We start from the raw sequence: 12,684 nt of genomic DNA, 5'->3' as shown, positions 1-12,684 counted from the left end.
TGATCAGTGAAGGGTCTGCCAGTGATATCTGACAGGCCCTTTTTGTTGGTGTAGCTTTCGACAATAATGCACCGCTATGAAACTTATCCTGAGCCGAAAAGGCTTCGACAGTTCTGCCGGTGGTTGCCCGAACCCTGTATTTCCGGACGGACGTACTCTGGCACTTCCGATACCGGATGATCAATCGCCCATCCGCTATAGCCAGATTCAATACGACGGCCAAAGCATTGGCCCCCTGGTATCCCAGCTGACCGGCCGTTCCGGCTTCTCCCGTAAAGGCGCCCACCTGGACCCGGACCTGATCGAGGGCGCCTATCCCCGGCTGCCAGGCTGGCGCCCGGTGCTTGGCCAGCACGGCTCGGCCCAGGCGCACCTCGCCAACCACGGTGTGGGGCCCGGTGATCTGTTTCTGTTCTTTGCTTTGTTCCGGCAGGTGGAGCGGTATCGCAGGCGCTGGCGCTTTGTACCGCAAAGCCGGCCATACCATGCCATCTGGGGCTGGTTGCAGGTGGGAGGCGTCTGGCCAGTTTACGAGGCGGCGCCTATGCCGGAATGGGCGGCCTACCACCCGCATCTGCACGGTAGGCGATCCGCCCACAACAGCCTGTATGTCAGTGGTGACAGGCTGCAGATTCCCGGCCTGATTGGGGAATTACCGGCTGCCGGTGTGGTGTCTGCTCCGGACGATCGGCATCGATTAACGGCGCTGGAGGCGGCCAATGTCACGGACTGGCGGTTGCCGGTCGCGTTCATGCCAGGGACCGATAGCTTACCCCTGAGTTACCACCACAATCCGGAGCGCTGGCGCCCGGATGACGCCCCGGAATACTGTCGCCTGAAAAGTGCGGCGCGGGGGCAGGAATTTGTGCTGGACCTGGCGCAGTATCCGGGAGTCAGTAAATGGTTGCTGACCCCGGGGTTGTTGTCTTAAAAGGCGGTGGTTAACAGATAGACCGTGTAACCAATAAAGACGGCCAGCAATCCGCCCCCTTCCAGCCGGTTGATGCGCCCGGGGCCCCGAAAGCCGTAACCAAGTACGAACAGGGCAAGGGTAAGGCCTACCATCACGGGAATGTCGCGCATCAATACCTCGTCCGCCACGGCCATGGGTGCGATGGAGCCAGCAATACCGACCACCGCCAGGGTGTTGAACAGATTGGAACCCAGAATATTACCCAGTGCCAGGTCGTGCTCGCCTTTTCTGGCCGCAATGATGGAGGACGCTAACTCCGGAAGCGACGTGCCGATCGCCACAATGGTCAGGCCGATCACCAGATCACTCACGCCGAAACGGGTGGCCAGGTCGACCGCCCCCCAGACCAGAATGCGGGAACTGATAATCAGCAGGACAAGTCCAACCAGCAGCCAGACGGCAGCCTTGCGGATGGGCATGGCATGGGCGGTAAGTTCGGCGTCCATATCGGTGGCGAAGGTGTCATTGGTTTTCCTGATGCCAGACCAGATGCTCCATCCAAGCAGAAGAGCAAAGAGTACGAGCAAGCCGGCAGCATCGAGCCGACTCAGCTCGCCATCAAACAGAAGCCAGGCGGCCGCCAGGGTGACCAGTGCCAGAATCGGCAATTCCTTGCGCATGACCTGCGAGTGCACGGCGATGGGCGCAATCACAGCGGTGATGCCCAGAATCAGAGCGATGTTGGTGATGTTGGAGCCATAGGCGTTACCCAGAGCCAGCCCAGGATTTCCCTGGGTTGCCGCCAAAGCTGAAACCACCATTTCGGGTGCCGAGGTGCCAAAGCCAACCACCACCATACCGATCAGTAACGGTGGCATTCCGAAATGGCCAGCCGCAGCGGCCGAACCCTCAACGAAGCGGTCTGCACTCCAGACCAGAAGGGCAAGACCGGCAAGAATGGCGAGAGAGGCAATCAGCATGTTGTTGGCTACCTGGTTGATGTCGGAGTATTTGACGGCAATCGCGGTGGCCGCACAATTACTCAGAACTACCTATGATCAAAAGGTCTTTCCAGGACGCCTGACGCTGGTCAGGGCCGCTGCGGCTAGAAATGTGAGCCACACCGTGAGTGTCATTGCTTACGCTCACGAAAGTCAGGAAAGTGGTATCATACGCACCGTGAAAACGTAGCCAAACGAGGAGAAACCGAAATGGCGAAGAAACAGGCGAAAGCCACACAGCACAGCGCTGTGCAACGAGAACTGAGAACGCCAAAATATCAGATGCGGGTGGTTGAAGACAAAACCAAATACAAGCGCAACCGGGACAAGGCCGTGCGGATGGAGGGCTTCCGCAAAGCCGCGTGAGCGTGGTTTTACGAAAGCCCTTCTTACCCGCGACACACCCGGTCCAGCGATTACTCTGTCATAAAAGCTTCATAGAAGCCTCGCGGGTGGCTGTTATCCTGTAGTGTTTGTTAACACCAGACACGGCAGGAGCCTCCGTCATGAGAATAATTGCCTTCTATAGCCCCAAAGGTGGCGTGGGTAAAACTGCCGCTGCCGTCAACATGGCCTACCTGGCCAGCCGCGAGAATATCAGCACCCTGCTTTGGGATCTGGACCCGCAAGGAGCTGCCAGCTTCTACCTGGCCGGCGCCGAGATGGTCAAGGGCCGCAAGCTGTCCAAACTGCTGGAAGGCAAATCCCCCATCGCCCGCTTCATCCACGAAGACGTCTACCCCAACCTGGATTTCATTCCCGCCCACAGCAGCTTTCGTAACTTCGATATCAAGCTGGAGCAGGAAGAAGGGCACAACGCCCTGAAGGATCTGCTGGCACCGCTTTCAGAGGATACCAGTCTGGTTATCCTGGACTGCCCGCCAACGCTTTCCCGGCTGACCGAACAGGTACTGGAGGTGGCGGACAAGGTCTACGTGCCCATGGTTCCGACCTGGCTGTCACTAAACAGCTGGAACCAGTTACGGGAGTTTGTGAAAGACAAGAAGCTGGGGAGCAAGAAGCTGCGGCCGTTTTTCTCAATGGTGGACCGGCGCAAAAATTTGCACAGGGAGATACTGGCCCAAGGGAGTGAGTTGTTCGGGCACCAAGTTCCAGCGGCGGTGCCCTATGCCAGTGCGGTTGAACGCATGGGAGAGGAAGGACAGCCGCTTGAGCTGCTGGCGCCAAATAGCCCGGCCGCTGTCGAGTTTCGTAAGCTGTGGGTGAGCATCCGCAAGGATCTTTGGGCTCGCTGACTCAGAAAATGTTAAAGTCGCCGGTTATTACCTGATCTTCCGGAGGCCCGATGACAGCCCTGAACACCCTGCAAATCGATACCGGCGACAACCCCCAAATCACCATTATCTGGCTACATGGCCTGGGCGCCAGTGGCCATGATTTCGAACCCGTAGTTCCGGAATTTCGTTTCTCCCGGGAGCAGGCTGTGCGCTTTATATTTCCGCATGCGCCTGAATTGCCAGTCACCATCAACGCGGGCATGGTCATGCCCGCCTGGTACGACATCCTGGCCATGGATGTGGACCGTAAGGTAGACACTGAGCAACTACGTGCTTCTGCCGGCATGGTGGCCGAGCTTATTCAGCAGGAACGGGAGCGGGGTATTGCCAGCGAGAGCATTATTCTGGGTGGTTTCTCCCAGGGTGGCGCTGTGGCCTATGAGCTGGCGCTGAGTTACCCGGAGCGGCTGGGTGGCCTGTTTGCGCTGTCTACCTACTTCGCTACGGCTGACTCCATTCAGTTAAGTGAAGCCAATCGAAAACTGCCGATTTTCATCGGGCACGGCCAATTTGATCCGATTGTAGCGGAGCATCTGGGCCTTGCGGCGCAGCAAAAGCTGCAGGATCTTGGGTATGAGCCGGAGTATTACTGCTATGGTATGGAACATAGCCTTTGTCTGGAGGAAGTGAGGGATTTGGACAAGTTTCTGTTCCAGCTCACCTCTGAGCGAAAGTAAGGGGCGCGAGCCCCGGGCGTTGCCATAGTTTTAACAAAAGGGAGGCGTTATGACGCATGCCCAGGACAAACTGTTGGTATTCTATGATGGTTCCTGCCCGGCCTGCATCAAGGATCGCCGCTGGTATGAAAAACTGGCGGGGCGGACCGGTGAGTCTGTGGAGTGGCTGGATATTACCGGCCGTGACGAAGAGCTGCGGCAGCAGGGTATAGATCCGGACAAGGCCCTTAGAGAGCTGCACGTCAAAGATGGTGACGGCACCATCCATAGGGAAATGGATGCCTACATCTTGCTGATGTCTCGGGTGCCGTTGCTGAAACCGGTGGCCTGGTTAATTAGCTTGCCGGTCATTCGGCCCGCGCTTGCTCAACTCTACCATCGGTGGGTGGACCGCCGTCTTTCTGGTGAAGATGGGCGATGAACTACTCGGCCTGCTGAGTCTTATTGAGGCAACACTGGGAATATCAATTCAGCTTCTACGCCGCCATGAACATTGCGAACAGTCGCATGGCCGCCATGATGCTTCATGATTGCATAGACAATAGCGAGCCCGAGCCCTCCGGATTCTGCCATCGTCTGCCTCGCCGGGTCGCAACGATAGAATCGGTGAAACAGCCGAGGCAGGTCGTCATCAGCGACTGGATCACCGGTATTGAAGACCGTCAGGTGTATAGAGCTGTCTTCCTTGTGGCTTCGAATCTCTACGGAGCCGCCACTTTCTCCATATCGCAGCGCATTATCCAGCAGGTTTGCCAGTGCCCGTTGTACCAGCTCGCTCGATGCGACCAGGGTGCCCTCGGTTTTGTTGGTCAGCGTAGTACTAGCCTCTTCAGCGACCCCCGAGAAATAGCCTATCAGTTGGTCAACCACTGGCTGGATGGCAAACGCTTGCTGGTCCGGAGTTATTTCGGATTGTTCTGTTCGCGCCAGAAACAACATGCTGTTGATAACCCGAGCCAGGCGTTCGTGCTCTTCCAGGTTCGACAGCAGCAACGCCTGGTACTCCTCGTTGCTTCGAGGCTTCGACAGGCACTGCTGGGTATGCCCGATCAGATTATTGAGCGGGGTGCGCATTTCGTGAGCCAAGTCTTCTGAAAATCGAGCAAGCTGGTCAAAGCCGCTTTCCAGACGGTCGATCATGGCGTTCAGGCGAGCCTGCAATTGTCGGATTTCGGGAGCGTGATCGGCTACCTGTAAACGCATGTTCAGAGTGTTTGATCGAATACGGGCAATGGTGTCGGACATTTGCTTTACCGGGCCGAGTGCCCGGTAACTGATCAGCCACCCGAGCAGCGCGACGATGGCTGTGCCAAGGGCAATGGCCCAACAGAGTGTCCATTGATAACTCGCCAGCATTCGATCTCTCTCGCTCAGGGTTCTGCCCGCCACCAGCGTGAGTTCCTGATCGGCTATGCGAATGGTAGCGGTTGCCGCCCGATAACGAAGCGGCGTTTCTCCTGTGTAAAAACGGACCAAACCCGGCTGGGCAGGGGAGGGGACAGGCAGGCCTGGCGGATTGATTTCAATCAGTGTGTTGCCCTGTTGGCTGATCACCCAGAGAACGTTGTCTGTATTGCCGAGCATATTGGCATAAAGCTGGGGTTGGTCCTGGAGCTCGGAGACCGATTCTGTGCTATTGAGCAGTGCCTCCATGCGTTCCAGGCGCCCGAGCAGCGTCTGATCGTCCCGCCAGGCAAGCTCTTTTGCCAGGGAGGAGTACAGAAAAAAGCCGATAGAGCTGAGAGTGAGCAAGCAGATTGCGGCAAACATCAGTGCCAATCGCTGGCTGAGCGGGAGATTTCTCACGAGTGAGCCCCTGCCCTGAGGACGTAACCGACTCCCCGGACGTTATGGATAAGCCGCAAGGCAAAGCCATCATCAACCTTTGCTCTCAGCCGCCTGACCGCAACGTCGACAACTTTTGTGTCGCTATCAAAGTTCATGTCCCAGAGCTGGGTGGCAATATCGGTTCTGGCCAGAACCTGTTCCTGATGGGTAAGTAGCAGGTGTAAAAGCGAAAACTCCCGAGGGGTAAGGGCTATGGTTTTGCCGCCTCGTGTGACTGTGCGGCTTGTTAAATCCAGCTCCAGGTCTGCTACCACCAAATGGTCCAGCTCCCTGGTAGGTCCGCCTCGTCTCAAGAGCGAACGAACGCGCGCCAGAAACTCCGCATAAGAAAAAGGTTTGACCAGGTAGTCGTCGCCTCCTGATTCCAGGCCGCGAACCCGATCTTCTACTGAGTCTCGGGCGGTCAGGAAGAGGACCGGCGTGTTGGAACGTTTCCTGAGAAGCTCCAGTAACTGCCAGCCATTCAGTTGCGGAAGCATGATGTCCATAACGACCAGATCGAAGTTCTCCTCTTCGATCAAATGCCTTGCATCAAGCCCGGTATTGGCGACTTCCACCAGGTATCCAGACTCCGTGAGGCCTTTGCGCAGGTATTCTGCTGCTTTCACTTCGTCTTCAACGACAAGAATACGCATCGGGCCTCCGGAAATCAGACGCGAGATTACTGCGTCAGGGTACGAAAGATTGGAGAAATCGAAGCTGTATTTCAGTGAATAAAAGTTAATAAAGCTGTTCGCATTCTGTTCCCGTTGGTCGTCCATTCTGCGCTACGAAACCGAAGCGGAGAACACCCAATGAAAAGACACACAATAGGAAAAGGCCTGATCTCTGGACTTGTGTTGGCATCCAGCGCAGCTCTTGCTGAGCCCGAGCCGCTGCATCAGCAGAACATGTCTCTGGAGCTTGCGAACTATCTGATTGGGGCCACGTTGGACGCCTGCCATGCCGATAACCGAACGGCAGTGGTGGCGGTTGTAGATCGTGGTGGGAATCTCGTCGCGCTCCAGCGAGACGACAACATAGGGCCACACAATACTCTGGCCGCCCAGCGCAAAGCATTTACATCCCTGTCCACCAAAACGGCCAGTCGTGAGCTCTCCAATATTGCCAGAGGCAATCCGGAATCCGAGAACCTGGCGACCGTGAGCGAACTTCTATTGCTCGGTGGCGGAGTGCCGGTGCGGTTGAGCGGCGAAGTCATTGGAGCTATCGGCGTAGCCGGTGCCGGTGGTTCTGCCATTGATGAAGGCTGCGCTGTTGCAGCTATCCAAACCCTGAAAAACTGAATGCATTCGAGGAGTAAACAGTATGTTTTCTATGAAATCTGTTGTTGCGGGTATGTTGATTGCCGGTACTTCCAGCATGGCGTTTGCGGCGGGTAACCCGTTGAGCGTGCACGTTCTGAATATCGAAAACGGCCTGCCGTCACCGGATGTGACTGTCACCCTGGAGCGCAAAGAGAGCGGCCAGTGGGTTGAGTTGAATCAGGCGGTAACCAACGAACAAGGCCGTATTGGAGAGTTGTATCCGGATGGAGAACGCCTGGTTGAGGGAACCTACCGAGTGGTGTTTGCAACAGGTGACTGGTTTGCAAAACAGAACACCAGCACCTTCTTCCCGGAAATCCCAGTGGTCTTCACCATGGATGCCGCGTTGGATCACTACCATGTGCCGCTGCTGCTGAGCCCTTATGGATTCTCAACCTATCGTGGTAATTGATCATGTGATTGGCGATGTGCTGGTGGGTATTAAGTCCGTGAGTCAGTAAAACTGAATGAATGCGACAAAAGCTTCTGTTACCCACAGTGGGCATCTGGCGCTAGACTGATGGCTATCTCAACGAATGCAGTCCGGGCAGGTATCTTGCCTGGACTGCATTGGCGGTCTGTCAATTAAGCAAAAGGAATCCTGCTATGCCTCTCAAGCTACAAACCATCATCTGCAGCACCCGCCCCGGCCGTGTTGGCCCATCCATCGCCGAATGGTTTAACGGTTTTGCCAACGAGCAGGGCAGCTTTGCCAGCGAGCTGGTAGACCTGGCGGAGTTTAACCTGCCGGTTTATGACGAACCTAACCATCCCCGGCAGCAACAGTACCAGCATGACCACACCAAGGCCTGGTCTGAGAGCGTCGCCAAGGCAGATGCCTACGTGTTTGTGATTCCCGAATACAACTTCTGCCCGCCGCCGTCGTTCATGAATGCGATTAACTACGTTTACAACGAGTGGAATTACAAGCCTTGTGCCTTTGTCAGTTACGGCGGTGTCTCCGGCGGCCTCCGTTCTGCGCAAATGGCCAAGCAACTGGTCACCACGGTGAAGATGATGCCGATGGTTGAGAGCGTGATGGTGCAGATGCCCTGGGAGTTGCTGGATGACAATCGCAAATTCCAGCCGACCCAGCACCATACCGGTTCAGCGTCTCCCATGCTGACGGAACTGGCCAAGTGGGCCGCTGCACTGAAGACCTTGCGCTAATTCTCCGGCTGGAAAACCCCGGCGAAAACCCTGCCAAGGCCCTCTGCCATCCCGATGGTATGGCCTTCCTGGCCTGGCCGATAAATTCGTTAAAGCTGTAGTAACTGGGCTTCAAATATGGAAGAAAGCGTCGCCTCCGCGCGCACGCCCTCCGCGATTGGAGGCGCCTGTATTATCGCCAGCGTTTGTGTTGGGGCTGGCATGCTTGGCTTGCCCAGCTCCGGAGCCGGCGCCTGGACTTTGTGGTCCAGCTTTGCATTGCTGCTCACCATGGTGGTGATGACGCTATCCGGCTGGATGCTGCTGGAGGCGCTGAAACACCATGACCTGAGGGCGTCGTTCAATACCGTCACCAAAGCCATGCTTGGGCCGCGAGTGAATGTTTTCAGTAACCTGATGGTCTACTTTGTTGGCGGTATTCTGCTTTATGCCTACATCACATCATCCGGGCTGATTATTCAGGGTGTGACCGGGCTCAGCAGCAAGCTGGCCTCGGTTGCCTTTGTTGCGGTGTTTTCTCTGGTGGTCTGGCATTCAACCCGGGCGGTGGATCGGCTGTCGGTGGTGCTGGTTACCTTTATGTTGCTGAGCTTTGTGCTGGGGGTATCCGGCCTTGCCGCCCGAATTGATTTCAGTGTTCTGTACGATACTGCTAGCCAGCAGGGCCACTATGCGCCCTATGCTCTGGCTTTGTTGCCGGTGGCGCTGACGTCTTTTGGCTACCACCATTCCGTTGCTTCGATGCGGGCCTATTATGGCGAGGAGAGAAAGGCGCAGAAGGCGATTCTCGGTGGCACTTCGATTGCGCTGGCATTTTATCTCGCCTGGTTGGTAAGCATTTTCGGCAATCTGCCCCGCGCGGATTTCGGGCCGGTCGTTGCCCAGGGTGGTAACGTGGATGCTCTGTTGGCGGCCCTTGGGTCTGCCATCGATTCGGAGCGGGTGGCGAACACCATCAGCGCATTTTCTGCAGCGGCAATACTCTCATCCTTTGTCGGTGTCGGGCTGGGAACCTTCGATTTCATGGCTGACTTGTTCGGTTTCACGAACGACCGAAAGGGCCGCACCAAAACCTGGGCAATCACCTTTATGCCACCGCTAGTACTGTCACTGCTGTTCCCTTTCGGCTTCGTGCTCGCTATCGGCTATGCCGGTGCTGCAGCGGCTGTGTGGGCTTGTATCATTCCCGCGCTTCTGGCCCGTAAATCACGAACGTTGGCAGGTGGGGATGTTGGCTTCAGGGCGCCGGGTGGGCAGGCAGCTATCGCACTGGTGCTGGTTTTCGGTGTGGTGACAGTATTGTTCCACTTCATGGGACTGGCCGGGTGGTTGCCGGTACTGGCGTACTGAATCAGTCAGGCTGTCCCCGTGACCGTTGTAAGCGAGTAGTATCGGTTTTACACTCGTGCCTGCCAACTGTTGATAATCCAACAGTTGGCTTAACATTTCATTTACTCGTCGCCAGGGGAGTCCCACCGCCGATGCGGGGGCTGAGAGGGCCAAGCGCCGACCCTGGAACCTGATCCGGTTAATACCGGCGGAGGAAGTGCGACTTGTTCTATCTAACGGTTGCCGTGCTCAGCGCGGCGCTCCTCGGGTTTGCTGTTCTTGGCCTGCGGGCACGGCGGGCGGATGGTCTGCTGGATGACTATGTTACCGCCCGAAATTCTCAGAGTGCACAGGCCATCGGGCTGTCGTTCCTTGCTTCCGGCATGGGGGCGTGGATTCTTTTTGCGCCACCGGAAATTGGCGCGTTTGTAGGGCCTGTGGCGCTGGCGGGTTATGCGGTTGGCTCTGCGTTACCGTTTCTGGTGCTGGGGTTCTATGGTCCTGCCATCCGTAAGCGGTTACCGGCAGGCCGGAGTATCGGCGAGTTCGCCGAGGCTTGCTATGGCGCCGGGGTAAGACGCTGGGTGTCGTTGGTGTCGGTAGCCTACATGGCGTGTTTCCTGGCGGCCGAACTCACCGCTATCGGCGCCATTGCCGCGCTGCTTTCCGATGTGCCGCCCGCTTTGGTGATTCTCGGTGTGGCGCTGGTCACACTGATTTATACCTCTGTCGGCGGCTTGAGGGCGAGCCTGGCTACGGACCGTTGGCAGGCCTGGTTGTTGTTGGCCCTGTTGCTGCTTGTGGGTGGCGTGGCCTGGTACTGGCTGCCTTCCATGCCAACGGAGGCGGTCATGCCTTCGGTGCCGGTTGGCAGTGCGATTTCTGTCGCGCTCACTCTGGTGATTGCGGTGACCGCCGCGAACCTGTTTCATCAAGGGTATTGGCAGCGGGTGTGGGCTGCTGAAACGGACCGTGCCCTTGGGCGCGGCGCGGGGTTGGGCGGCGTCAGCACCTTCCTGGTGGTCATGGCCATTGGCGGCCTGGGGATGCTGGCGGCCATGCATGGGTTACCGCTGGGCGAGCCTCCCATTCCATTCTTCGCATTACTCTCCGCCGCACCGGCCTGGCTTGCTTTGCCGGCGTTGGTTCTGGCCGTGACGCTGGTGGCATCCAGTGTCGATACCTTGCAGAACGCCATTGCTTCCATGGCGGTGGCCAGTTCGGGAAGGCGCGGCCTGTCCGTGCGCGCCGCCCGCTGGGCAACGGTGATACTGATGGTGCCGGTGGTGTGGGTGGCCCTTCAGGGCTTCTCAGTGCTGCGGCTGTTCCTGATCGCAGACTTGCTCTGTGCGGCGATTGTGGTGCCGGTCTTGCTGGGATTGTGGCGCCGTATGTCGCCGCTGGCTGCGGTGGCCGGTGGCGTAGCAGGGTTGCTCGGTGCCGTGCTTCCCGGCTGGGTGAGCCAGGGGAGCTTCACCGCCGGTGCACTGGCGGCGAGTTTTCCGGACAGCATTCCAACGCTGGCGCCGTTCCTTGGCGCCTTGCTGGCATCAAGCCTGGTCAGTTTGCTGATTGCGTGGTTGTATCCGGGTGCCGGGGTTCAGGAGGCTGTCGGGCGGCCTTAAACGGTCTCGCTCGCGGCCTCTTCTGCCAGCAGGCGATAATCCTTCAGTTCCAGATCGGCCATCTGCTTCGCGTATTGTGTTGCGAAGCCGGGGTACATCGTCGCGTTGAATCCATCCTCGGTGAGGTACCAACTCTGGCATCCGGAATTCCAGTTGGTTTTGGCCAGCCGGCTCTGGATGCTTCGGTTGTGGTCGTCCTGCGCCGATTGCCGAACATCCAGGGCTTTGAGCTTGAGGCTCTTGATGGTGCGAATGCTCCGGACGATGTAATCCATCTGGGATTCCATATAGACCAGTGCAGAGTTATGGCCTGGTCCGGAGTTTGGCCCAAAGGTAAAAAACAGATTGGGGTAGCCCGACACGTTGATGCTCTTGTACGCCTGGGCGCCTCGGTTCCATTCTTCATTCAGTGACCGTCCGTCGATGCCGGTAATCGGGAACGGTGTACCTGCGTTACTCACCTCGAAGCCGGTGGCAAACACAATGCAGTCGAACTGGTGTTCGATGCCCTCCACGGTGCGGATGCCGTGTTGGCTTATCCGGTCTATCGGCCAGGTAATCAACTTGGTGTTCGGTTTCTGCAGGGCCGGGTAGTAGTCGTTGGAAACCAGAATGCGCTTGCAGCCCAGGCGATAGTCCGGGGTCAGTTGCCGGCGTAGCCAGCGATCTGGCACCTGTTTGCGCAAGTGCCACCGCCCGAGGCGTTCGGCAAAACGGGTCAGCGGCGAGTTCCAGATGACCGCCAAGGCCATGGACTCATGGGCCAGATAGAGTGCCTTGCGGACGGCGGTCTGACTCACGGGCGCTTTGCGGAACAGCGTCTTGTTCCAGTCCGGTGTGGTGAAGTCCGGCCGTGGCATGATCCACGGCGGAGTGCGCTGAAATACCGTCAGCTTGCCGGCGCATTTGGCCAGCTCCGGTACGATCTGTATGGCGCTGGCACCCGTGCCGATCACCGCGATGCGCTTTCCCTTCAGGTCGTAATCGTGATCCCAGGCGGCGCTGTGTATCTTCTTGCCCTCAAACTCGTCCAGGCCGGCGATACCGGGCCAACCGGGGTTGGAAAGCGGCCCCTGGGCCATCACTGCGGTGCGCCCTGAAAACACATCGCCATCCGTGGTCGTTGCCTGCCAGAGGCCCTTGTCCTGGTCCCAGGCCAGGTTGCTGACATTCTGGTTGAACCGGATGTATTGCCGAAGGTTGAAGTGATTCACCAGATGATGAATGTATTCCAGAATCTCCTGGCTTCCTGAAAAACTACGGGACCAGTTCGGGTTCTGGGCGAACGAGAAAGAATAGAGATTGGAGGGAATATCACAGGCAGCTCCCGGATACTGATTGTCTCGCCAGGTGCCTCCAACATCGTCTGATCGCTCCAGAATGGTGATGTTGCGAATGCCCTGCTGTTGCAGGCGAATGGCGGTGCCCAGGCCGGCAAAGCCGGCCCCAATGATCAATGCGTCGGCAGGCGACTGCTGTTGAGGAAGCGCTTGGTTGTTCTTCATCAGGTAATCTC

Annotated in this window: 14 protein-coding genes and 1 riboswitch; of the genes, 10 read left to right on the top strand and 4 right to left on the bottom strand. The window is 57.5% G+C overall.

Features of this window, described 5'->3' with window-relative positions; genetic code table 11:
* The first annotated feature begins 76 nt into the window (after window positions 1-76).
* Window positions 77-931, top strand: coding sequence for a hypothetical protein (locus tag FIV08_RS15905; RefSeq protein WP_152439037.1), 855 nt, complete (start codon window positions 77-79; stop codon window positions 929-931).
* Here the strand turns inward: FIV08_RS15905 and FIV08_RS15900 are convergent.
* Window positions 928-1,893 (bottom strand): calcium/sodium antiporter, encoded by a 966-nt coding sequence (locus FIV08_RS15900; protein ID WP_152439036.1) that lies wholly within the window; start codon window positions 1,891-1,893, stop codon window positions 928-930. The genes FIV08_RS15905 and FIV08_RS15900 overlap by 4 nt on opposite strands.
* 231 nt (window positions 1,894-2,124) lie before the next feature.
* Between FIV08_RS15900 and FIV08_RS19750 the strand changes: the two genes are divergently transcribed.
* From FIV08_RS19750 to FIV08_RS15885, 4 genes are all read left to right on the top strand, one after another.
* Window positions 2,125-2,280, top strand: a complete 156-nt coding sequence (locus tag FIV08_RS19750; protein WP_172972288.1) for a hypothetical protein — start codon at window positions 2,125-2,127, stop codon at window positions 2,278-2,280.
* A gap of 140 nt (window positions 2,281-2,420) precedes the next feature.
* A complete protein-coding gene (locus FIV08_RS15895) occupies window positions 2,421-3,170 on the top strand; it encodes a ParA family protein (RefSeq protein ID WP_152439035.1) in 750 nt (249 codons plus the stop codon).
* A gap of 50 nt (window positions 3,171-3,220) precedes the next feature.
* Entirely contained in the window at window positions 3,221-3,889 is a 669-nt protein-coding gene (locus tag FIV08_RS15890; protein ID WP_152439034.1) for an alpha/beta hydrolase, read from the top strand.
* Window positions 3,890-3,938: 49 nt separating this feature from the next.
* The gene (locus tag FIV08_RS15885; protein ID WP_152439033.1) at window positions 3,939-4,310 is read left to right on the top strand and encodes a thiol-disulfide oxidoreductase DCC family protein; all 372 of its coding nucleotides are present in this window, start codon (window positions 3,939-3,941) and stop codon (window positions 4,308-4,310) included.
* 20 nt (window positions 4,311-4,330) lie between these two features.
* Here the strand turns inward: FIV08_RS15885 and FIV08_RS15880 are convergent, their stop codons facing one another.
* Window positions 4,331-5,695 (bottom strand): heavy metal sensor histidine kinase, encoded by a 1,365-nt coding sequence (locus FIV08_RS15880; protein WP_152439032.1) that lies wholly within the window; start codon window positions 5,693-5,695, stop codon window positions 4,331-4,333.
* Window positions 5,692-6,372, bottom strand: coding sequence for a heavy metal response regulator transcription factor (locus FIV08_RS15875; protein ID WP_152439684.1), 681 nt, complete (start codon window positions 6,370-6,372; stop codon window positions 5,692-5,694). Before FIV08_RS15875 ends, FIV08_RS15880 begins: the two co-directional genes overlap by 4 nt.
* Before the next feature lie 159 nt (window positions 6,373-6,531).
* Between FIV08_RS15875 and FIV08_RS15870 the strand changes: the two genes are divergently transcribed.
* From FIV08_RS15870 to FIV08_RS15850, 5 genes are all read left to right on the top strand, one after another.
* Window positions 6,532-7,023 carry a GlcG/HbpS family heme-binding protein gene (locus FIV08_RS15870; protein WP_152439031.1) on the top strand — a complete coding sequence of 164 codons (492 nt, stop codon included), beginning with the start codon at window positions 6,532-6,534 and terminating at the stop codon, window positions 7,021-7,023.
* Between the two features lie 22 nt (window positions 7,024-7,045).
* Window positions 7,046-7,456, top strand: coding sequence for a hydroxyisourate hydrolase (gene uraH / locus FIV08_RS15865; protein ID WP_152439030.1), 411 nt, complete (start codon window positions 7,046-7,048; stop codon window positions 7,454-7,456).
* A gap of 194 nt (window positions 7,457-7,650) precedes the next feature.
* Window positions 7,651-8,214, top strand: coding sequence for an NADPH-dependent FMN reductase (locus FIV08_RS15860; protein WP_152439029.1), 564 nt, complete (start codon window positions 7,651-7,653; stop codon window positions 8,212-8,214).
* 117 nt (window positions 8,215-8,331) lie between these two features.
* Window positions 8,332-9,564 carry an aromatic amino acid transporter gene (locus FIV08_RS15855; protein ID WP_152439028.1) on the top strand — a complete coding sequence of 411 codons (1,233 nt, stop codon included), beginning with the start codon at window positions 8,332-8,334 and terminating at the stop codon, window positions 9,562-9,564.
* A 103-nt stretch (window positions 9,565-9,667) separates the two neighbouring features.
* A riboswitch (TPP riboswitch) is annotated at window positions 9,668-9,778 on the top strand.
* Window positions 9,768-11,168, top strand: a complete 1,401-nt coding sequence (locus FIV08_RS15850; protein WP_152439027.1) for a sodium:solute symporter family transporter — start codon at window positions 9,768-9,770, stop codon at window positions 11,166-11,168. Its footprint overlaps the riboswitch before it by 11 nt.
* Here the strand turns inward: FIV08_RS15850 and FIV08_RS15845 are convergent.
* A complete protein-coding gene (locus tag FIV08_RS15845; RefSeq protein WP_152439026.1) occupies window positions 11,165-12,673 on the bottom strand; it encodes a flavin-containing monooxygenase in 1,509 nt (502 codons plus the stop codon). The genes FIV08_RS15850 and FIV08_RS15845 overlap by 4 nt on opposite strands.
* Between the last annotated feature and the right edge of the window lie 11 nt (window positions 12,674-12,684).

The organism is Marinobacter sp. THAF197a (assembly GCF_009363275.1).
Lineage (GTDB): Bacteria > Pseudomonadota > Gammaproteobacteria > Pseudomonadales > Oleiphilaceae > Marinobacter.
Note: the sequence above shows the minus strand (reverse complement) of the source record. Positions and strands in the feature narration are given on the sequence as shown.